We start from the raw sequence: 23,191 nt of genomic DNA, 5'->3' as shown, positions 1-23,191 counted from the left end.
TGTCCCGGATTCATCACGTTCGTCACGTCCCGTCCGCGCCCCAGGCCTGCGCGGCCTCGGGCCAGACGTCGGCGAAGAACCCGAGCTCGGTCGCCCGGTCGTACCGCGGGTGGTCGCGCATGCCGGTGATCGCGCGGGCCTCGGCGAGGCCGTAGTAGCCGGGCACCCCGTCGGGCCGGTACGGGGTCGGTCCGGAGCCGGCGACCACCGCGTCGAGGTGCTCGGTGAAGACCTCGTGCGCGGCGTCGACGAGGTCGATCATCACGTCCTCGAAGACGGCGTCGTCGTCGATCGGGAACCGGGACTCGGCGAGCACCGGCCCGGTGTCGATCCCGGCCTCGATCTCGTGCAGGGTCGCCGCGAACTCCTGCTCGCCGTGCAGGATCGCGTACGCCACCGTCGCGAGCGGCAGCCCCCGATAACCGGGGAGCGGCCCGCCGTGCACGTTGAGCAGCCGCAGCCCCGAGCCGAGCAGGCCCTCGCGCAGCAGGAACGGGTTGTCGAGCGACCACAGGAGCCCGTCGGAACACCGGGCCGTGAGGTCACCGGCCAGCGCGTCGAGCGCGGCGCCGTCGGCGACCTCGTGCACGGCGACCTGGGGCGGCACCCCGTCGGGAGCGGCACTGCGCGGACCGTGGCAGACCGCGTCGACGGTGTGCCCGCGGTCCAGCGCGTACCGGACGGCCCGCCACAGCAGTGCCCCGTCCCCGACGAAGATCATGCGACTCGCTCCTCGACCGACTCCCGGGTGGCGCGGCGCAGCGGGCGCAGCAGGACCCCCGCCAGGAGCGCGACCACCGTCATCACGGCGTTGTAGACCCACAGGGCGTCGGCGTCGCCGACGATCCCCCCGACCGTCCCGGCGACGACGGCGCCGACCGCGGCACCGCCCATCGCCTGGGCGGAGAACAGGCTGTTGACCCGTCCGAGCAGCGCGTCGGGGGTGCGCAGCTGCAGCAGGGCGTAGCGCAGCACCTCCTCGACCGCGTTGACCGCGCCGGCCGCGACGAGCGCCACGAGCGTCAGCCACAGCGCGGGGGCGGCGCCGGCCAGCGTGTAGAGGGCGAAGCACCCGACCATCAGCACGAGCAGCAGCAGTCCGGGCCGTGGGTGGCGCCGGACCCAGCCGCTGGCCAGCGAGCCCACCACGACCCCGAGCGCGAGCGCGGCGTAGATCGCGCCGACGGCGACCGGGAGACCGTCGAAGCGGGCCGCGACCAGCGCCGGGACCAGCACGATCGAGCCGCCGCCGAGCATGCCCACCATCCCGGCGGCCATCACCCCGAGCACGACGGGCTCGCCCAGGACGAACCGGCCACCGGTGCGCAACGCGCGCAGCGGTCCCTCCACTGCGTCCGGGGCCGTCCCGTCCGCGAGGTGCTCCTCCGGGATGTCCGCGGTTCCCGCGACCCGGCCGTGGCCCGGCGGCGGGGTGACGGCGAGCAGCACCCAGGTGAGCGCGGCGGCCGCCGCACCCGCGGCGTAGTTCCAGGCGGCGGAGCCGACGGCGAAAGCGAGGCCGCCGAGGACCGGGGCCAGCACCGACCCCAGCCGCAGCGACACGGTGTTGAGCGCACCGACCGCGTGCAGCTTGGAACGGTCCACGATGGACGGCATCACGGCGAGCATCGCGGTGATGCAGACCGATCCGGACAGCCCGTTCGTGGCGACGAACAGCGCGGTCAGCGCGGTCGACCCCCACACCGCTGCGTTGACGGCGAGCAGGGCGAACGAGATCCCGCTCAGCGCCCAGGTGATGCGGATGAGCCGCCAGCGGTCGGTGCGGTCGGCGAGCACCCCGCCGCCGAGGAAGCCGAGCAGGAACGCGACCGACTCGACGGCGGCCACGAGCCCGACGGTCGGGGTGGACCCGGTGCGGCTGTAGACCTCCAGCGGCACGGTCACCGCGACGACGCCGACCCCGAACAGCAGGATCGTGCGCCCGACGAACAGGTTCCGGAAGGTCCGGTCCTCGCGCAGCGGGCTGAGGTCGAGCAGGATCCCGGCGGCCATCAGATCTCCTCCCGGGTGGTGCGCGCCCAGCTCTCGAGGGTCTCGGTCCAGCGGTGCGCGACCCGGTCGACGGCGTCGTCGTCGAGTACCCCGCGGGCGTGGGTGAAGCCGGCCTCCAGTTCGGGCCCGTCCGGGGTCTCGCGGGCGAGCACGTCGACCACGAGTGCGTGCCCGGACCGGACGTCGCCGGGCGCACCGACCTGGACCGCCGCGGTCTCGGGTGCGGCGGAGAAGGCGTCGTCGCGCGGCGGGGGGCCTGCGGCGATCCGACCGAGGTAGTTCAGCTCGACCTCGGCACCGGACGGCGGCAGGGCCTGCCCGCTCCCGGCGACGAAGCGGAGCAGGCCGTGGCCCACGCCGCCGTCGCCGAACTCGCGCTGGGCGCCGGCGACCCGCCGGACGGCGTCGTCCGGGTCGGGGCCGGCGGGGCCGACCGGGACCGGGGCGACGACGGTGAACCAGCCGACGGTGCGGGCGGGGTCGCACCGGCCGTCGGGGGCCTCGGGGTCGGCCAGGTCGTCGAGGCGCCCGTGGCTCTCGGTGTCGACCAGTACGGGTCCGCCGGGACGGAGCTCCTGCAGGGCCTCGCCGAGCGCGGCGAGCAGCACGCCGTCCGGTCCGGCGCCGCTGCGGCGCGGCAGGTCCACGAGCAGCGCCGTGCCGAGCCGGGCCGGGAGCGTGACGCTCGTCCGGCGCTCCCCCGCGACGACGTCGTGCGCGGCGCGGGGGCGGCGCAGCGGCAACGGTGCCGCCTCGGCTACGCGGCGGACCCACCCGTCGCGTTCGGAGCGGACCTCGGGGGACGCGGCGTGCTCGGCGAGCCGCCGCGACCACCGGGCGAAGGTGGTGCGTTCCGGGGGCGCGGGAGTACCGGTCCCACCGGGGCCCCAGGCGGCGATGTCGGCGACGAGCAGCCGCCAGGACACGCCGTCGACGGCCAGGTGGTGCGCGGCGACGACGAGGCGCCCGGGCGTCCGGGGTCCGCGGTCGAGCCACACCAGGCGCAGCATCCCGCCGGGAGCGGCGTCGAGCTCGTCGCGGGCGGCGACGGTCGCGGCGGTCACCGCTGCGGCCAGCTCGTCGTCGCCGAGACCGGTCGCGTCGACCCGGCGGGTGTGGGACGCGGCGTCGAGGGTCCCGGCCGGGGCGACGGCGAGGTGCTCCCAGCGGCCGTCGTCGCCGGTCACGAGGGCGGCCCGGAAGGTCGGGTGGGTGTCGAGCAGCCGCCCGGCCAGCCCGGTGAGGTCGTCGGCGGTGAACCAGACCGGGGTCCGCGCCAGGGTGGCCTGGTGGTATCCGGTGATCGGCCCGCCGAGCTCCTCGAGCCGGCGCATGACCGGCGTGAGCTCGATCCGGTCGGCCGAGACGGTGTCCGCCGAGACGGTGTCCGCCGAGACGGTGTCCGCGGGGACGGTGTCGGCACGAACGGTGTCGGCCGGCGCGGCGTCGGCGGCCGCCGGTGCCCCGCTGTCCGGTCCGGCGCCCGGTTCGCCGTCCGTCCCGGTGTGGTCCGGGAGGTCGGGGACGTCGCCGAGTGCCGCGGCGAGGCCGGACACGGTGGGGTGCGCCAGCACGTCGCGGACCCGCAGGGACAGTCCGGCGGCGCGGGCGCGGTCGGCGATCCCGATCGCGGACAGGCTGTCGCCGCCGAGGCCGAAGAAGTCGTCGTCGACGCCGACCGTGTCCAGCCCGAGGACCTCGGCGAGGATCCGGCAGAGGGTCCGTTCGACCGGGGTGCGCGGGGCGCGGCTGCGGGCGGTGGCGAGCGGCGCCGGTTCGGACAGCGCGGCGGTGTCGAGCTTGCCGTTGACCGTCAGCGGCAGGGCCGCGACGACCGACCACAGCGTGGGCACGAGGTAGTCGGGCAGCAGCCGGGCCGCGGTGTCGCGCACGGCGACGGGCTCGAGCGGGGTGTCCCCGGAGGCGGGGACGAGGTGGGCGGCCAGCCGCTTCGGGCCGGTCGCGGTGTGGTGCGCGACGACGGCGACCTGCCCGACGCCGTCGACGGCGGCCAGCACCGTCTCGATCTCGGCCGGCTCCACCCGGTAGCCGCGGATCTTGAGCTGGTCGTCGCTGCGGCCGAGGAAGTCCAGGTTCCCGTCGCCGCGGCGCCGCACCAGGTCACCCGTGCGGTACATCCGCTCCCCCGGGGTCCACGGGTCGGCCACGAACCGTTCGGCGGTGAGGTCCGGCCGGCCCAGGTATCCGCGGGCCAGGCCGATCCCGGCGACGTACAGCTCGCCGGCGACACCGTCGGGCACCGGCCGCAGCCACGGGTCGAGGACGACCGCGCGGGTGTTGGTGATGGGCCGCCCGACCGTCGAGGTGGCGCTGTCGTCGGTACCCGCGCCGAGAGTGTTGATCGTGTACTCGGTCGGCCCGTACAGGTTGTAACCCCACGTCCCCTCGGTGTCACGCAGCCGCGACCACACCGACTCCGGGACCGCCTCACCACCGAGCAACACCAACGGCGGCACGTGCGGGCCGTCGAGCAGACCCGCGGCGAACAGGTGATGGGCATAGGTCGGGGTTACGTTCACCACATCGATCCGATGCTCACCGCAGTACTCCACGAGCCGCTCCGCATCACGACGCAGCTCCTCGTCGCACACGTGGACCTCGTGCCCCTCGACCAGCCAGAGCAGCTCCTCCCACGACATGTCGAACGCGAACGACACCGTGTGCGCGATCCGCAGCACCCGACCACCCGCCGCCTCGATCGTCGGAGCGAAGATCTCCCGACGATGGTTGACCTGCATGTTCGTCAACCCACGGAACGGAGTCACCACACCCTTCGGCTTCCCCGTCGACCCCGACGTGAAGATCACGTACGCGGGATGGTCCAACCGACCCGGAGTCCCGGGCGCGAAAGCACCCAGCTCCTCGACGGTCAGCGGCGTGTCCGGGACACCGTCGAACAGACCCGCCTCGTCCAGACGCACCTGCGGCACGGACGGATCGAAGCGAGCGGCGACGGTGGAATCGGTCACCAGCAACACCGCCCCCGACGCGGCGAGGATCTCCGCCAGCCGCTCGTCGGGATGGTCCAACTCCAACGGGACATAGGCCGCACCGGCACGCAGCACCGCGAACAACGCCACCACGTTGCCCACCGACCGCGGCAGACCCAGCGCCACGACCGACTCCGGGCCCACCCCCCGACGCAGCAGGACCCGAGCCAGCGCAGTCACTCGGCGGTCCAGCTCGGCGAAGCTCACCCGCTCGCCCGCCGCGACCAGCGCCGTCCGCTCCGGGCAGGCCGCCGCCCGCTCCGCGAGCAGCTCGGCGATCGTCACGTCCGGCACCTCCGTCGCGGCGGTGCGGGCACGCTCGGCGGCGAGCGCGCGGTCGGCGGGGGCGAGCACGTCGAGCGTGCCGACCCGGGTCGCCGGGTCCCCGACGAGGCCGCGCAGCACCGTGACGAACCGGTCGGCGGCGCGGGCGACGGTGTCGGCGTCGAACAGGTCTTCGGCGTACTCGACGACCCCGGTCAGCAGGTCCGGCGCATCGTGGAAGTTGAACGACGCGTCGAACTTCGCGGTGCCGGTGTCGACGTGGTGCGTGCTCACCTCGACGCCGTCGAACCTCGGGTGCACGACGTCGGTCTCACCGGACAGGCAGACCAGCATCACCTGGAACAGCGGGCTCCGCCCCGGTGCCCGTGGCGGCCCGACGGCGCCGACGACGTCGGCGAACGGGACGTCGGCGTGGTCGTAGGCGGTCAGGTCCGCGGCCCTGGCCGCGTCGAGCAGCTCACCGACGGTGAGGTCGCCGCGGGCGTCCAGACGCAGCGCGAGGGTGTTGAGGAAGTAGCCGACGGCGTCGGTGAGCGACGGGTCGAACCGGGTGGAGATGGGGGTGCCCACCACGGTGTCCGAGCCGTCGCCGCCGGAGCGGTGCCGGGCCAGCAGCACGGCCAGGGCGGCGTGCAGCACGCCGGAGCGGTGCCGGGCCAGCAGCACGGCCAGGGCGGCGTGCAGCACCATGAAGGTGGTGACGCCGCGCTCGCGGGCGACCCGGTGCACCGCGCGGGTGAGCTCGGGGCCGATCTCGACCCGCGCGACGCCACCGGCCCCGGTCGGTGTGGCCGGCCGCGGGCGGTCCGCGGGCAGCGTGCACTCCGGTGGGGCGCCGTCCAGAACGCGGCGCCAGTGGTCGAGCTGGGTCGCGGCCGAGGTGGCGGCCCCGTCGGCCAGGCACGCGGCCTGCCAGTCGACGAAGTCGGCGTACTGCACCGGCGCCGGCTCGGGTGCGCCGCGACCCGCGCGGCGGTCGGCGTAGGCGCGTTCGAGGTCGCGGACCAGCGGGCGCCACGACCACTCGTCGGTGGCGATGTGGTGCAGGGTCAGGACGAGGACGTGGTCGGCCGGGTCCAGCTCCAGCAGGACCGCCCGCAGCGGCGGCTCCGCGGTGAGGTCGAACGGGTGGGTCGCGGCGGCGGCGATCCGCTCGTCGAGGGTCTCCGGCGTGACCCGCTCGTGCAGCACGGCCGCGCGCACCCGGTCGCGGTCGACGACGACGCCGACCGGGCCGCCGTCGCCGTCGGTGTAGACGGTGCGCAGCACCTCGTGCCGCACCGCCAGGTCGGCGACGGCGTCGGCGAGGGCGGCGGTGTCGAGCGGGCCGCGCAGGCGGAGCACGTTCGGCACGTCGTAGACGGCGTCCGGGCCGGACACCCGGTGCAGGGCCCACATCTGGCGCTGCCCGGCGGACAGCGACCGTGCGCGGCCCGTGCGGGCGGCCGGGCGCAGCGCCGGGCGGCCCGCCGGGCCACCACGCCCGGTCAGCTCGGCGAGCCCGGCGACCGTGGAGTGGTCGAACACGTCACGGACGCTGACGTCGCCGCCGAGCTCGTGGACCAGCCGCAGGGCGAGCAGCGAGTGGCCGCCGAGGGCGAAGAAGTCGTCGTCGGCACCGACCCGGTCCACACCGAGCACGGCGCGGAACGCGGCGGCGACCGCCTCCTCCGCCGGTCCGGCGGCGGCGCGGCCCCCGGCCGAGGACAGCTGCGGAGCGGGCAGCGCACGGCGGTCGAGCTTGCCGTTCAGGGTGAGCGGAACGGTGTCGAGCACGGTGACGACGGCGGGGACCATGTAGCCGGGCAGCAGACCGGCGAGCTCCTCCCGCAGCCGCGCACCGTCGGGGCGCGGGGCGGCCGTGCCGGCGGGGGCGACGACGTAGGCGACGAGCTGGGTGCCGCCGGGGCCGTCCCAGGGCAGGACGACCGCGCGGCCGACGCCGGGCAGGCCGAGCAGGGCGGCCTCGACCTCGCCGGGCTCCACCCGGAACCCGCGGATCTTGACCTGGTCGTCGGCGCGGCCGGCGAACTCGAGCTCGCCGCCGGGGCCGCGGCGGGCCAGGTCACCGGAGCGGTAGAGACGTCCGCCCCCGGCGTCGGCGACGAACCGGGACGCGGTCAGGCCGGGCCGGGCCAGGTATCCCTGGGCGAGCTGGCCGCCGCGGACGTAGACCTCGCCGACGACGCCGTCGGGCACCGGGCGCAGGCGGTGGTCGAGCAGCTCGACGTCGAGACCGTCGAGCGCGACGCCGACCGGGCTGACCCCGGCCTCGGCGTCGGCGCGGCGCAGGGCGCGGAACGTGGTGTGCACGCAGGTCTCGGTGATCCCGTACATGTTGACCAGCCGGGGTGCGTCCTCGGGGTGGCGCGCGTACCAGGGGCGCAGCCGCCGGGTCTCCAGCGCCTCCCCGGCGAACACGACGTAGCGCAGCGCGTCGCCCGCGCCGGCGGGCTCGGCCTCGGCGAGCTGGTCGAACGCCGAGGGGGTCTGGCTCAGCACCGTGACCCGTTCGGTGTGCAGCAGCTCCCAGAACGCCTCCGGGGAGCGGACGGTCTCCTGGTCGGGCACGACGAGGCGGGCGCCGTGGGCGAGCGCACCCCACATCTCGAACACCGACACGTCGAAGGCGATCGAGTGGAACAGCGACCAGGCGTCGTCGGCGGACAGGTCGTAGTGCCGGTCGGCGGCGGCGACGAGGTCGAGGACCGCGGTGTGCGGCACCTCGACGCCCTTCGGCCGGCCGGTCGAGCCGGAGGTGTAGATGACGTAGGCCGGCTGGGCGGGCGGCACCGCGACGGGTGCGAGCGGCGCCGCGTCCCGGGTGGTGTCCGGGTCGTCCAGCACGACCAGGTCGACGTCACCGGGCAGGGCCCGGGTGGCGTCGGTGACGACAGCGCAGCGTGGCCGCGCGTCGGACACGATCAGCGCGGTGCGCTCGGCGGGGGCGGTGACGTCGAGCGGCACGTAGGTGGCTCCGGCGCGCAGGACCCCGAGCACCGCGACGACCATCGCGGCCGACCGGGGGACGGCGATCGCGACCCGGTCCCCGGGGCGGACCCCGCGGGCGGCGAGGAGCCCGGCCAGGCGGGCGCCGCGGTCGGCGAGCTCGTCGTAGCGCAGGCGCTCGTCGGCGACGACGGCGGTCGCGCCGCCGCGGGCGGTGGCGACCTCGTCGAACAGTGAGGCGAGGGTGCCGCTGCCCGCGCGGGGCGGGACCGGCATCGCCCGCGCCCCGCGGTCCCCGCTCGGCAGCGCGGCGAGGCGCCGGTCCGGGTCGGCGACGACGGTGGCCAGCACCGCGCGGAGCCGCTCGACGACGGCGCCGACCTCCTGCTCGGTGAACAGGTCGGTGGCGTACTCGACGGCGCCGTGGATCACCGGCTTGTCGCCGGCGCGCTCGAAGAACTGCAGGGTGGCGTCGAACTTGGCGGTGCCGGTCCCGACCCACCGGGGCTCGACGTCGAGGCCGTCGAGCACCAGATCGCCCGCGTCGTCCTCGACCCGCAGGTACACCATCTCGACCTGGAACAGGGGGTGCCGGGCGGACGAGCGCTCGGGGTTGACCCGCTCGACGACCTGGTCGAACGGCACCGTCTGGTGGGCCATCGCGTCGAGGGCGGTGTCGCGGGCCCGGCCGAGCAGCTCGGTGAACGACGGGTCGCCGGTGAGGTCCAGGCGCAACGCGACGGTGTTGACGAAGAAGCCGAGGACGTCGGCGAGCGCGTCGTCGTCGCGTTCGGAGACCGGGGCGCCGACGACGGTGTCCGGGCCGGCGCCGTGCAGGTCGAGCAGGGTCGCGACGGCGGCGTGGAACAGCATGAACATCGAGACCCGGTGCGCCGCCGCGAGGCGCTGGAGCCCGGCGGTGAGCTCGGTGTCGAGGGTGAACCGCACCTCCGCGCCGGCCCCGGTGCGCGTCTCGGGGCGACCGTGCCGCAGCGGGAGGGTGCACTCGGTGGGCACGCCGTCGAGGACGCGGGCCCAGTGGTCGAGCTCGGCAGCCGCGAGCGAACCGGCGTCGCGGGCGTCGCCGAGGCGTTCGGCCTGCCACGCGGTGAAGTCGGCGTAGCGGACCGGCAGCGGCGTGAACCCGGGGGCGTGTCCGGCGGCGCGGGCGGCGTAGGCGGTGCCGAGGTCGCGCACCAGCGCGCGGAACGACCAGTCGTCGACGGCGATGTGGTGCACCACGAGCACGACGAGGTGCCGGTCGACGGCGGTGCGCACCACGTGCAGCCGCAGCGGCGACTCGGCGTCGAGCGCGAACGGGGCCCGGACGAGGTCGGCAAGAAGGTCCGACACCTGGTCGTCTCCTGCTCCGGTGCGGTCGTGGACCTCGGTGCGCGGCGCGGTGCCGGGCAGGACGCGCTGGACGAGCCGGCCGTCGACGTCGTGGTAGGTGGTGCGCAGGATGTCGTGCCGGGTCGCGAGGTCGTCGACGGCCGTGCGCAGCGCGGCGACGTCGAGCGGGCCCTCGACCTGCCAGGTACGTGGGATGAGGTAGGTGGCGGACGGTCCGGCGAGCTGCTCGTGCGCCCACATCCGGACCTGGCCGGGCGAGGCGGGTGCCTCGATGCTGCCGCCGACGCCCTGGCGGGGCCGGGCGGCGACCTCGGCCAGGGTGGGCCCGGCGTCGCCGGTGGTCTCGGTCTCGCTCGCCGGGGCGGGATCTGCCGGGGCGGGATCTGCGCTGCCATCGGCCGCGTCCGCGGGGGCGCCGTCACCGAGGTGCTCGGCGAGGCGGGCGACGGTGCGGGCCTCGAAGACGTGTCGGGGGCGGATCCGCAGCCCGGCCTTGCGGGCCCGGTTCGCGGTGGTCAGCGCGGAGATGCTGTCACCGCCGAGGGTGAAGAAGTCCTCGTCGACGCCGACCGTGTCCACCCCCAGGACCTCGGCGACGATCCGGCAGAGGGTGTGCTCGGTCGGGGTGGCCGGTCCACGGCTGCGGACGGTGGCGAGCGGCGCCGGTTCGGGCAGCGCGGCGGTGTCGAGCTTGCCGTTCACGGTCAGCGGCAGGGCGGCGACGACCGACCACAGGGTGGGGACCATGTAGTCGGGCAGGGCGCGGGCGGCGGCGTCGCGGGCGGTCCGCGGGTCGGCCGCCGGGCCGACGAGGTAGGCGGCGAGGCGGCGCTGCCCGGGGACCTCGGCGTGCTCGCGGGCGACGACCGCGACCTGGTCGACGCCGTCGACGGCGGCCAGCACCGTCTCGATCTCCCCCGGCTCCACCCGGTAACCGCGGATCTTGAGCTGGTCGTCGCTGCGCCCCAGGAAGTCGAGGTTGCCGTCCGGGCGGCGCCGGACCAGGTCACCGGTCCGGTACATCCGGCCGCCCGGAGTCCACGGGGCGGCGACGAACCGCTCCGCGGTCAGGGCGGGACGACCGAGATAGCCGCGGGCCAGGCCGGCCCCGGCGATGTACAGCTCGCCGACGACGCCGTCGGGCACGGGGCGCAGCCAGCCGTCGAGGACGTGGGCGGTGGTGTTGGTGATGGGGGTGCCGACGGTGGACGTCGGGCTGTCGGTGGTGCCCGCGCCGAGGGTGTTGATCGTGTACTCGGTCGGGCCGTACAGGTTGTAGCCCCACGTCCCCTCGGTGTCGCGCAGCCGCGACCACACGCCGTCCGGGACGGCCTCACCACCCAGCAGCACCAACGGCGGCACGTGGTCACCGTCGAGCAGCCCGGCCGCGAACAGGTGGTGGGCGTAGGTCGGGGTCACGTTCACCACGTCGACCCGATGCTCACCGCAGTACTCGACGAGACGCTCCGCGTCGCGACGCAGCTCCTCGTCGCACACGTGCACCTCGTGGCCCTCGACCAGCCACAGGAGCTCCTCCCACGACATGTCGAACGCGAACGACACCGTGTGCGCGATCCGCAGCACCCGTCCGCCCGCGGCCTCGACCGTCGGGGCGAAGATCTCCCGACGGTGGTTGACCTGCATGTTCGTCAACCCGCGGTAGGGCGTCACGACCCCCTTGGGACGCCCGGTCGATCCGGACGTGAAGATCACGTACGCGGGGTGGTCGAGCCGGCCGGGGGTACCGGGTGCGGAGGTCCCGAGCTCGTCGTCGGTGAGTGGCGCGGTGGCGATCCCGTCGAACAGGCCGGGTTCGTCGAGCCGGACCTGCGGCACGTCGCCGTCGAACCGCTCGGCGACCGAGGTGGTCGTGACCAGCAGCCGTGCCCCGGACTCCGCGAGGATCGCGCCGAGGCGGTCGTCGGGGTGGTCGAGCTCCAGCGGCACGTAGGCGGCTCCGGCGCGCAGCACCGCGAACAGCGCGACGACGTTGCCGACCGAGCGGGGCAGCCCGAGTGCGACGACGGTCTCGGCGGTGGCGCCGCGGGCCCGCAGCACGCGGGCGAGCGCGTTGACCCGCGCGTCCAGCTCGGCGAAGCTCACCCGCTCCCCCGCCGCGACCAGGGCCGTCCGCTCCGGACAGGCCGCCGCTCGCTCCGCGAGCAGCTCGGCGATCGTCACGTCCGGCACGTCGACCGCGCCGGCGGCGGCCCGCGCGGCGCGGGCCTCCTGCTCGGCGGGGGTCTGCAGGTCGACCGCGCCGGCCGGTGTGCCGGCGGTGGTGACCGCGCGCAGGGCCTGCACGAAGCGGTCGAGCAGTCGCTGCGCGGTCGCGGTGTCGACGAGGTCGGGGCGGTGCTCGAGCCGGACGACGATCCGCGGCCCGGGGGTGAGCACCCAGGTGAGCGGGAAGTGGGTGTGGTCGGAGTAGTCCATCGCCGTGACGGCGTTGTCGCGGGCGAAGCCGGTGAAGGTGTCGGCGTCGAGGAAGTTCTGGAGCACGTAGAGGCTGTCGAACAGGTCCCCGTCGCGGCCGGCGAGGACGTCGCCGAGGCCGGCGTGGTCGTGCGGCATCAGACCCGCCCGGTCGTCCTGCAGCCGGCGGGCGTGGTCGAGCAGGTCGCGCCGGGGATCCAGGCCCAGGCGCACCGCGACGGTGTTGAGGAAGACGCCGACGGTGTCCTCCAGGCCGTCGCCGTCGGCCGGGCGGCCGGAGACGGTCGCGCCGAACACGACGTCGGTCCGGCCGGTCTCGGCGCCCAGGACGAGGGCGAGCGCGGTCTGCGCGAGCGCGTTGAGGGTGACGCCGCCGCGCCGGGCGGCCGCCTCCAGCCGGCCGGTCAGGGCGGCGGGGAGCTCGACGTGCAACACCTCGGGGACGACGAGCTCGCGTCCGCGCACGCCGTCGGTGACCAGGGTGGGCTCGACCCCGTCGAGGTAGGTGCGCCAGGCGGCGAGGTCCGCGTCGCGGTCGGCGGCGGCGAGCGCGGCGAGGTGCTCGGCGAACGACCGGCGCGGCCGCTGCGGCACGCCGCCCCGGTACAGGGTGAACAGGTCGTCGAGGACCCGGGAGCGTGACCAGCCGTCCCACAGCAGCAGGTGGTAGGTCAGCACCAGCACGTCGTCGTCGGGTGTCCGGACGACGGTCAGGCGCAGCAGCGGCGGGTCGGCGAGGGAGAACCGGACCTCGGCGTCGCGGGCCAGGACCGCGGCGAGCTCAGCCTCCGGGTCCTCGTCCGCACGCAGGTCGACCTCGGTGACCTCCACCGGGTGCTCGGCGCACCAGAACTGCACGGGCCCGGCGGCGGTGTCCCCGGTGAAGCCGGCACGGACCGCGGGGTGCACGGCGCCGAGCCGGGCCGCGGCGGCCCGCATCCGGTCCAGGTCGATCCGGTCGGCGATCCGGAAGGTGTTCTGCGCGTAGTAGACGTCGCGCTCGGCGTCCATGACGCTCTGCACGTACATCCCGGCCTGCAGCGGGGACAGCGGCAGCACCGCCCGCACCGGGGCGGGCGCCGCCGCGGCCAGCGCGGCGAACTCGGCCGGGTCCGGTGCCACGGCGGTGGCGACCAGCTCGTGCGCGGCCCCGGCGAGCGCGGCGGCGACGGCCTCGGCCACCCGGCCGGCGTCCTCGCCGATCCCGCCGCGGACGACCACGGTCGTGGCGTCGACGTGCTCCACCAGGTCGACGACGAGCCCCACCTGTCCGAGCTCGTCGGAGAGCGCGGTGTCCCCGTGGACCCGCACGGCGTCGGCCCAGTCGATCGGCAGGACCGCGTCGGGCTCGGGGTGGCGCCGCAGCAGCACCGTGGCCCCGCCCAGCGGGGCCAGCTCCCGGGCGCCGCGGGCGTCGAGGAAGCGGTGATGGTCGAACCCGGGGTGTGGTCCGGCCGAGGCGCGGGTCGCCCCGGCCGGGGTGACGCGCACCGGCTCGGTGCCGGCGAGCGGGACGACGGCGCGGTCGAGGTCGGCGCCCAGGTCGGGCCGGGTGCCGTCCTGCACGTCGACGACGAGCTCGTCGGCGGCGTGCCCGGTGTCGCGCAGGGCGGCGGCCAGCGCGAGGACCGCGACGTCGACGACGGCGGCGCCGTCCGCGGCGGGGCTGCCCGGACGGGCCGTGGCGACCGCGCGGCCGGGGGCGCCCCCGGCGGACGGGGTGGCGCCCGGGGCGAGGATCCCGGTCCAGGAGCGGACGACCTCCGCCGACGGTGCGGGCCGGGCCGCGAGGGCCTCGGCGCAGTCGTCGGGCCCGGTGCCGGTCGGGGGTCGAGAGCCCGCCGGGTCGGAGTAGGCGGCGGCCAGGTCCTCGGCCAGCAGCACGACACCCCGGTCGTCCGCGGCGATCTCGTGGACCACGAGCAGGACCGCGTCGCCGCTGTCCTGTGTGTCGCCCGCCGTGTTGTCCTCTGTGCTGCCCGCTCTGCCGCCGGTTGTGCTGCCGCGCAGCAGCGCGATGCGGGTGAGGTCACCGGCGAACGGGTCCAGCTCCCCCGCCAGGGCGGCGAGCGCCGCACCCGGGTCGTCGGCCGGGGCCGCGGCGAGCCCGGCCCGGCGCGGGCCGCCGGTCTCCAGGACCCAGACCGAGGGCGCCAGCTCCTCGACCCGCGCGGTGAGCCACGGGTGGCGGTCCCGCACCTGCTCCCAGGCCGCACGGAGCCGGTCGGGGTCGACGGCGCCGTGGTGGCGCAGCAGCAGACCGCGGACCCGGCCGGGCCCGCCCTCGGGCGACTCCTCGGCCAGGCGGGCCACCGACGGCAGCAGCGCCAGCTCCCGCGGCTCGGCACCGGCCTCGGCGTGGGTGTGTGCGGTCTCGGGCGGGCGGGTCATGCCGATCCTCCGGACGTGCCCGCGGCTGCGGGGTCGTTCACGATGTCGATCAGTGCTTCGGCCCAGTGCCGGGCCAGGAGGTCCAGGTCGTCGGCGTCCAGCACGGCGCCCGGGGCGGTGAGTGCGACGTGCAGCTGCGGGCCGCGGGGCCCGCGGCACACCATCGCTTCGATCTCGCAGGTGTGCGGCACCTCCAGGTCGGGGTCCTGCTCGGTGCGCGCGGCGATGCGCCGCGGGTCGTCCGGCCCCACGACCGCGGACACGCCGTCCATCCGGCCGAGGTAGTTGACCAGGACCGGCGGGGTGCCGAGCGCGGCCAGGCGGGGGCCGGTCTGCGGGTGCAGGTAGCGCAGCAGCCCGAACCCGATCCCGGTCGCGGCCGGGCCACCGAGCCGGTCGCGGACGTCCTGCAACAGGGCCGCGGCCCCCTCCCGGCGGACCAGGTGCACCGGGAACAGCGCGGTGAACCAGCCGACGGTCCGCGACAGGTCGACGCCCGGTGCCAGCTCCTCACGCCCGTGCCGCTCCAGGTCGACGACGAGGTCGTCGCGGCCCTGCGGGGACCAGCGGTGCCACGCCTCGACCGTCGCCGCGAGGCTCAGCTCGGTGCCGTCCCAGGGGGACCGCAGCAGGCGGTCCGTCACGTCGGCGGGGAGCACCCGGGTCGCCGTCCGGGTCGCGCTGCGGGTCGCCCGCCGGGTGTCGGTGTCGGCGTCCGTGCCGGCGTCGGGAACGACCGGGGTGGCCGCGGCGAGCACCTGCTGCCAGTGCCGGTACTCGGCCAGCGTCGCGCGGTCGGCCGCACGCTCGGCGAGCAGCCGGCCGTACTCGGCGAGCGAGGTGACCGGCGGGGCGAGCCGCACCGGGCGGCCCGCGGCGGCGGCCGTCCACGCCTCGTCGAGGTCGTCGAGCAGGATGTGCCAGGACACCCCGTCGACGGCCACGTGGTGCGCGACCAGCAGGAGCAGGTCCGGCTCGTCGCCGTCGACGGTGAACAGCACGGCCTGCAGCACCGACCCGGCCTCCGGGTCCAGCCGGGCGGTCGCGGCGGCCGACTCCTCGGCCAGCACCCGTCGCCCGTCCGGGCCGTGCGGGTCGGGCAGCGCCACCTGGTGCACGCACCCGTCCACCGCGACCTCGGCGGCGGGGCGCACGTGCATCTCCCGCAGGCCCTCGGTGACCCGCAGCCGCAGCGCCTCGTGGGTGGCGACGAGTGCGGCCACCGCGGTCCGCAGCGCCGCGACCGACCGGCCCGGGCCGACCTCGACCAGCACGGACTGGTTGTGCCTGCGGTGCGACCCGGACAGCTCGGCGAGCCGCTGCACGATCGGGAACGGCGGCACCTCGGCGGCGCCGTCGGTCGCCCGGGTGTCCCCCGCCGGGCGGGCCACCTCGGCCAGGGCGGCCGGTGTCCGCTCGCGGAACACGTCCTGCGGACCGAGCACCAGCCCGGACCGGCGGATCCGGTTCACCAGCCGGATGGCCAGGATGCTGTCCCCGCCGACGGCGAAGAAGTCGTCGTCCGGGCCCGCCGCCGTCCCCAGGACGGCGGCGAACGCCTCCAGGACGGTGGCCTCCTCCGGTCCGGCGGCGGCCCGGGCGCCGGGGGCCGGCGCGGCGTCGCCGGGGGCGGGCAGCGCCGCACGGTCGAGCTTGCCGTTGACCGTCAGCGGCAGCCGGTCGAGCACGACCAGCGCGGAGGGGACCATGTACGCGGGGAGCCGCTCGGCCAGCCGCGACCGCAGCGCGACCGGGTCGGGCTGCGCCCCCGGGCCGGGGACGACGTAGCCGGCGAGGCTGCGGTGCGGGGTTCCGTCGGACTCGACGGTACGGACGGTGACCACCGCCGTGGCGACCCCGGGCAGCTCGCGCAGGGCGGCCTCGACCTCGCCGAGCTCGATCCGGTAGCCGCGGATCTTGACCTGCTCGTCGGCCCGGCCGGTGAACTCCAGCGCGCCGTCGGGGCGCCGTCGGGCCAGGTCACCGGACCGGTACAGCCGGGTGCCCGGGGGCCGTCGGGGTCGGCGACGAAGCGGGTCGCGGTCAGCCCTGGCAGGCCGGCGTAGCCCTGGGCGAGCTGCGGACCGGCGACGTAGATCTCGGCGACGGTGCCGGGCGGGGCCGGGCGCAGCCGGTGGTCCAGCAGCCGCACCTCCAGGCCCGCGAGCGGCTCACCGACCGGGCTGACCGGACGGTCGCAGTCCGCCGGCCCGATCTCCCGGTAGGTGGTGTGCACGCAGGTCTCGGTGATGCCATAGAGGTTCGCGAGCACCGGGCTCCCGGCCGGGTGGCGGTCGAACCAGCCGCGCAGCAGGCGCGGATCGAGCGCCTCCCCGCCGAAGACGACGTAGCGCAGGCTCCGCGCCGGCGGGCGGGCGCCGCCCCGCGCCGGGGGCTCGGCCGCGGCGAACGGGTGGAACGCCGACGGCGTCAGGCTCAGCACCGACGCCTCCTGCTCGACGACGAGACTCCACAGGTGCTCGGGCGAGCGTGCGGTCGCGGGGTCGACGACCACGACGGCGCCGCCGGTGGCCAGTGCACCCCACAGCTCGAAGACGGAGAAGTCGAACGCCACCGAGTGGAACAGCGTCCAGGTGTCGTCCGGACCGACCGTCATCTCCCCCTGCGGCCCGACGGTCGCGGCCAGCATGGCCAGGACCGCCGTGTGGGAGACCTCCACGCCCTTGGGGCGGCCGGTGGAGCCGGAGGTGTAGATGACGTAGGCCGGGGTCGACGGGTCGACCGCGACGGGCCGGTCGAGCCGCCCGGCACCGGCGGTCTCGGGCGTGTCGGCGGTGTCGACGCTGAGCACCTCGACGCCCGCGTCGGTGACCGTGGACGGCGAGTCCGCTCCGGCGAGGACCAGGCGTGGCCGGGCGTCGTCGAGGATCGTCGTGGTCCGCGCCGAGGAGGCGTCGACGTCGAGCGGGACGTAGGTCGCCCCGGCCCGCAGCACGGCCAGCACCGCCACGACCATGTCCGCGCCGCGCGGCAGCCCCACCGCGACGCGGTCGCCGGGTCCGGTCCCGCGGGCGACGAGCGCCCCGGCGAGCCGGGCCACCCGCTCCTCCAGCGCGGCGTAGTCGATCCGGTCCTCGCCCGCGACCAGTGCGGTCGCCGTCGGGTGCCGTTCGGCGGTCGCGGCGAGCAGCTCGCCGAGGGTCGCGGCCGGGCCGAGGGCCGCGGCCGGGGGCCGGGCGACGGCGGGGGCGCCGAACCCGCGCAGCGCGGACAGCGGCACGTCGGGCGTGTCGACGAAGCGGCGCAGCACGGCCACCAGCCGGTCCAGCGCCGCCTGCACGGTGGCCGGGTCGTAGAGGTCGAGGGCGTACTCGACGACGACCCGCATCCGGCGGTCGTCGGCGGCGGCGGTCTCGAAGAAGGCGAACGTCAGGTCGAACTTGGCGGTCCCGGTCCCGACCCACCGGGTCGCGGTGTCCGCGCCGGCCAGCTCCAGCTCGCTGACCGCGGTGTCGGTGCGCAGGTACACCAGCTCGACCTGGAACAGCGGGTGGCGTCCGGACCGCTCCGGTGCCAGACGCTCGACGACCTGGGGGAACGCGACGTCCGAGCGGCCCATCGCGGCCAGGTCGGCGGTGCGGACCCGGTCCAGCACCTCGGCCGGGGTCGGGTCGCCGTCGAGGTCGACCCGCAGGGCCAGGGTGCTGAGCAGGAACCCGACGACGTCCTCGGTGCCGGCGTCGCGACGCCCGGACACCGGGCTGCCGATCACCACCGCGTTCCCGGCTCCGTCACCCGGGCCGCGGTCGGCGTCGACCGAGGCGTCCAGCAGCACCGCGAGCGCGGCGTGCAGCAGCATGAACATGCTGACCCGGTGCCGGTCGGCGGCCGCGCCCAGCGCCGCGACGAGGTCCGGGTCGAGCTCGCCGACCAGTTCCGCCCCGCGCCCCGAGGGGCGCTCCGGCCGCGGACGGTCGCCGGGCAGCGTGGTCTCGGCGGGGGCACCGGCGAGCGTCCGCTCCCAGAAGTCGAGCTGCTCGCGGGCGAGCGGGGTGGGCTCCGTCGGGCTCCCGACGGTGTCCGCCTGCCAGGCCGCGACGTCGGAGTAGCGCAGCTCAGGCTCGGTGAACCCGGGGTCGCGCCCGGCGGCCCGGGCCGCGTAGGCCGTCCCCAGGTCGGCGAGCAGGGTGCGGTAGGACCACTCGTCGACGGCGATGTGGTGGCACACCACGGTGAGCAGGTGCCGGTCGTCGTCGACGCGGACGACGTCGGCCCGGATCGGGGCCTCCCGCTCCAGGTCGAAGCGGTGGCGCACGAGCCGGGTCAGGAGCTCGTCGGGGTCGCGGCCGGCGAGGTCGCACCAGCCGACCGGCGCCCGGAGTGCACCGGGGGGATGGACGACCGCCTGCACGTCGGTGCCGCCCCCGGCGTCGTTCCCGGCTTCACCGGCGGTGTCGCCGTCGCGGTAGGTGGTGCGCAGGATCTCGTGCCGGGCGACGACGTCAGCCAGCGCGGCGCGCAGCGCCCCGACGTCGAACGGGCCGGTGACCGTCCAGGCCCGGGGCACGTTGTAGGTCGCGGCCGGCCCCTCCAGCCGGTACAGCGTCCACATCTGACGCTGCGCGGGCGCGACCGCGGTGGGTGCGCCGTCCGGGCGGCGCGCGGGCGCCCCCACGGCCGTGACCGCGGCGGCGGTCCCGGTCGACGTCGCGCGGTCCACCACGACCCGCAGCCGCGCCACCGTCGGCGCGGCGAACACCTCGGGCACGGCGAGGTCGGCGCCGCAGCGCTCCCGGATCCGGTTGACCAGGCGCAGCGCGGACAGCGAGTGGCCGCCGCGGGCGAAGAAGTCGTCGTCGACGCCGACAGCGCCGTCGTCGAGCCCGAGCACCTCGGCGAACAGGCCGCACAGCTCGCGCTCCCGGTCGTCGCGGGGTGCCCGCCCGGCGGTGACCACCGGTGCAGGCAGGGCCCGCCGGTCGAGCTTCCCGCCCGGGGTGTGCGGCAGCTCGGGCAGCGCGACGAGCACCGACGGCAGGAACGCCGCCGGCAGCCGCTGCGCCAGCAGCGCCCGGAGCGCGTCGGTGTCCGGGTCCGTATCCGGGTCGGTGTCCCCGGCCGCGGCGGGCACCAGGTACCCGACCAGCGCGGGACCGTCCGGTGTGGACCGTGCGACGACCGCGGCGCCGGCGACGCCGGGCAGCTCGCGGATCGCGGCCTCGACCTCACCCGGCTCGACCCGCACCCCGCGCACGGTGACCTGGTCGTCGACCCGGCCGAGGAGCCGGAACCGGCCGTCGGGCAGCCGCACCCCCAGGTCACCGGTGCGGTACAGCCGCGCACCGGACCCGTGGGGGTCGGCGACGAACCGCGCCGCGGTCTCCCCCGGGCGCCCGGCATAGCCGCGCGCCAGCTGGATCCCGCCGATGTAGACCTCACCGGCGACACCGTCGGGCACCGGCCCGAGGAACCGGTCCAGCAGCCGGACGGTCGTGGCCGGGACGGGTCGTCCCGCGGTGACCCGCCCGTCGTCGGCGGGGTCGACGGGGCCGGCCAGGACGTCGCCGGCGACCTCGGAGGAGCCGTAGGAGTTGACGATCTCGGCGCCGGGGGCCCAGCGGCGGGCCGCGGCCACGACCTGCGCGGTCAGCGGCTCACCGGAGCAGACCAGCCTGGTCAGCAGCTCCGGGCCGGGCGCACCGGTCGCCGCCAGGGCCGCCACCAGGGACGGCACCGCGGTGAGCTGGGCCGTGCCGGACCCGGCGACGTGCTCGGCGAGTGCCGCGGGGTCCCCCGCGGTGGCGTCGTCGGCCGGTACGACGCGAGCGCCGCCGGCGACCGCGGCGAGGAGCTCGGTGAGCCCGTCGATGAACGACACCGAGCTCTTCACGAGCCGGGTGTCGCCCGGCCGCACCGGCCACTCCGCGGCGGCCCAGCCGAGGCGGTGGGCCAGCGCCCCGTGGGTGCCGAGCACGCCCTTCGGCCTCCCGGTCGACCCGGAGGTGTGGATCAGGTAGGCGGCCGCTGCGGGGTCGGGCTCGGGGAACGGCGCGACCGGAGCGGCGGCGCCGTGCAGCGACGGCGGACCGAGGACCACGGCCCCGTCCGGGAGCTCGACCGGCGGGGCGTCGCCGGTCACTACGACGGCCGGAGCGGCGTCATCGAGGACCAGGCGCAGGCGCGGCGCCGGGTAGGTCGGGTCGAGCGGGACGAGCAGGCCACCGGCCCGCAGCACGGCGAGCAGCGCGACGACGAGCTCCGCCGAGCGGGGCAGCAGCACCGCCACCGGGGTCTCGGCCGCGACACCGGCCGTGCGGAGCCGGTCGGCGAACGCGTCGACCGCGGCGTCCAGGCCCGCGTAGTCCAGTTCCCCGCCGTCGTGGACGAGCGCGGGGGCGCCGGGCGCCGCGTCCGCGCGGCGGCGCAGCACCTCCGCGGGGGAACCGCCGGGCACCGAGGTCGGTACCTGGGTCGGTACCGGGGTCGGCACCGTGCCGGGGGCTGCCGCCGGGCCGGCCAGGAGCGTCGTGATCGGCGTGGCCGGGCGGGCGGTGGAGAGCACCCGCTCGATGCGGTCGAGCACCGCCGCGACGACCGCGTCGTCCAGACGCGCGACCGTGTGCACGGCCTCGACCCGCAAGGCGTCGTCGTCGGCGAAGAACTCGAGCACGAGCGGCTGCGCGGCGGCGCCCGGGTCGGTGCGGGTCACCGTCGTGCCGGCACCGGGCAGGTGCGGCCCCGTCCCGCCCCGTGGGACGAGGTCGACGGTGACGTCGGCCAGGTCGGCCGGACCGCCGCCCGAGCGGGATCCGAGGGCGGCGACCAGCGCGTCGTAGGGCGTGGCGTGTCGGCGCGCCCACCCGGCGTCGGCGGCGACCCGGGCGACGAGGTCGGAGACCGTGTCCCCGGCGTGCACCGTCGTGGGCACGACGACGAGGTCGGCGAGGTTCCCCACCACCTCGTCCGCGCGCTCGGCGTCCCGCTCGGAGACCACGGTCCCGATGCGGATCCGCGGGTCGGGCCCGATCGGGGCGAGCGCGGCGGCGGTCGCGGCGAGCAGCACGGTGTAGGGGGTCACGCCGAGCTCGCGGGCGAGTCGGCGGGCCCCCGCGGCGGCCTCGGCGGACAGGTCGCGGTCGGTGCGGCGGGCCATCTCGGCCGGCGCGCCCGGGTCGGCGGGCAGCTGGTGGGCGAACGGCCCCGGCACCTCCTCGGCCAGCGCCTCGCGCCACGGGGTGAGGTCCGGGGCGTCCGACGCACCGTCGGGGGCGAACCGGCCGGGGCCCGGTGCGGGCGGCTCGTCGAGCGGTGTCCCGGCGCGGGCGGCGGCGTAGGACCGCTCCAGGTCCCGGGCGACGACGGCGAACGTCGGTCCGTCCCAGGCGACGTGATGGGTCGTGAGCAGGACGGTGAGCCGGGAGGCGGACTCGCGGAGCAGGTCGAGGCGCAGCGGCGGCTCGACGGCCAGGTCGAACGGCCGCCGGACCCGCTCGCGCGCGATCTCCTCGACGCGGGCGGCCCGCGCGTCGTCGTCGAGCCGGGTGAGGTCGGTGAAGACGACGGGCTCCTCCGGCGCCGAGTGCACCCGCTGCGTCAGTGCCGTCTCGTCCCCGGTCCCGCCGTGGAAGGTGGAACGCAGCACCGGGTGCCGTGCCACCAGGTGACGCAGCGCCGCCACCAGCGCCGGCTCCGACACCTCGCCCTCGACGGTGAGCCGCACACCGAGGTTGTCCGCCACGCCGTCCGGGTGGACCTGCTGGCGCAGCCAGGCCCGTCGCTGGCCGGGGGTGAGGCCGAACTCGGTCCGGCCGTCGTCGGCGGCGGGCTCCTCGCGGTCGCGCTGCAGGCCGGCCTCGGCCAGGCGACGGGCGATGAGCTCGCGTCGACGGTCGTCGAGTGTGGTCATGAGATGCGGTCCTCCGGTACGGCGGCGGTGCTGGTGGACACGGTGTCGTCGACGCGGGCCGGGTCAGGGGTCACCGTGGGCGCCCTCGGCCCGCGCCTCCTGCGTTGCGGCAGGTGCGGTCAGCGACCGGCGGTCTGCGCGAGCGCACCGGGCACCGGCTCGGCCGGGTCCACGCCGAGCGCGACGACCCGGTTGTCGGCGTCGACGTGCACCACCCGGGCGACGTGGTCGGCGACGGCGGGCTCGGGCACCTGCTGGTAGGCGACGATGATCGTCAGGTCACCCGGGTGCACGAGGTGCGCGGCGGCGCCGTTCACGCCGATGACGCCGCTGCCGCGTTCCCCGGTGATCACGTAGGTCTCGAGGCGGTTGCCGTTGTCGATGTCGAGGACCTGGACCTTCTCGCCCTCGACGAGGCCCGCGGCGTCCATCAGGTCCTCGTCGACGGTCAGCGAGCCGACGTATTGCAGGTCGGCCTGGGTCACGGTGGCGCGGTGGATCTTCCCGCTGAGCAGGGTGCGGTAGCGGACGGTCTCGGTGGAGCCGGGCATGACGGAACCTTCCTCACCGGATCACCTCCGGCGCGGGCGTGGGGGTTGCGGAGCGGATCAGGCGCCGGGACGTCCGACCCGGGCTCCCGGGGAGCAGATCGGTCCAGGTGCGCGCGACGCGGCCGGGTGCTCGGCAGGTGCCGCCGCCGGGCGGCGGACACGGGCACGTGGCAGGGTCGAGGACCCCGACCGCCGCGACGACGTCGAACGGCACGCGGCCCGGGCGGCCTCCGTCGCCTGTCACCGTCGCGCCACCCCTTGCTTGCCTCGCCACACCTGAACTTAGGCAAGGCTAAGCATGCGGGTGGATGCGAGGGTTCCGCCGAATGGATGAC

General features: G+C 76.5%; 5 protein-coding genes and 1 pseudogene. All 6 read right to left on the bottom strand.

Annotation, left to right across the window (positions count from 1 at the left end; genetic code table 11):
• Window positions 1-22 precede the first annotated feature (22 nt).
• Entirely contained in the window at window positions 23-721 is a 699-nt protein-coding gene (locus KPL59_RS25290; protein ID WP_226362245.1) for a formyltransferase family protein, read from the bottom strand.
• A complete protein-coding gene (locus KPL59_RS25285; RefSeq protein WP_226362244.1) occupies window positions 718-2,013 on the bottom strand; it encodes an MFS transporter in 1,296 nt (431 codons plus the stop codon). The genes KPL59_RS25290 and KPL59_RS25285 overlap by 4 nt, the downstream gene beginning before the upstream one ends.
• Window positions 2,013-14,438 carry a non-ribosomal peptide synthetase gene (locus tag KPL59_RS25280; RefSeq protein ID WP_226362243.1) on the bottom strand — a complete coding sequence of 4,142 codons (12,426 nt, stop codon included), beginning with the start codon at window positions 14,436-14,438 and terminating at the stop codon, window positions 2,013-2,015. Before KPL59_RS25280 ends, KPL59_RS25285 begins: the two co-directional genes overlap by 1 nt.
• The gene (locus tag KPL59_RS25275; RefSeq protein ID WP_308187947.1) at window positions 14,435-16,282 is read right to left on the bottom strand and encodes a condensation domain-containing protein; all 1,848 of its coding nucleotides are present in this window, start codon (window positions 16,280-16,282) and stop codon (window positions 14,435-14,437) included. Before KPL59_RS25275 ends, KPL59_RS25280 begins: the two co-directional genes overlap by 4 nt.
• 230 nt (window positions 16,283-16,512) lie before the next feature.
• Window positions 16,513-22,305 (bottom strand): annotated as a pseudogene (locus KPL59_RS25270) (amino acid adenylation domain-containing protein); the annotation flags it as partial.
• A 119-nt stretch (window positions 22,306-22,424) separates the two neighbouring features.
• Window positions 22,425-22,856, bottom strand: coding sequence for an aspartate 1-decarboxylase (gene panD / locus KPL59_RS25265; RefSeq protein ID WP_226362242.1), 432 nt, complete (start codon window positions 22,854-22,856; stop codon window positions 22,425-22,427).
• Window positions 22,857-23,191 lie beyond the last annotated feature (335 nt).

Source organism: Pseudonocardia sp. ICBG1142, assembly GCF_020496255.1.
In the GTDB taxonomy this organism is placed as follows: domain Bacteria; phylum Actinomycetota; class Actinomycetes; order Mycobacteriales; family Pseudonocardiaceae; genus Pseudonocardia.
The sequence above is the reverse complement of the archived record's forward strand: the minus strand, read 5'-3'. Positions and strand labels throughout refer to the sequence as shown.

Excerpts from the sequence above, each read along its gene's own strand:
- KPL59_RS25280 (WP_226362243.1), bottom strand. The coding sequence starts at position 14,438 with ATGACCCGCCCGCCCGAGACCGCACACACCCACGCCGAGGCCGGTGCC.
- KPL59_RS25290 (WP_226362245.1), bottom strand. The coding sequence starts at position 721 with ATGATCTTCGTCGGGGACGGGGCACTGCTGTGGCGGGCCGTCCGGTAC.
- KPL59_RS25285 (WP_226362244.1), bottom strand. The coding sequence starts at position 2,013 with ATGGCCGCCGGGATCCTGCTCGACCTCAGCCCGCTGCGCGAGGACCGG.
- panD (WP_226362242.1), bottom strand. The coding sequence starts at position 22,856 with ATGCCCGGCTCCACCGAGACCGTCCGCTACCGCACCCTGCTCAGCGGG.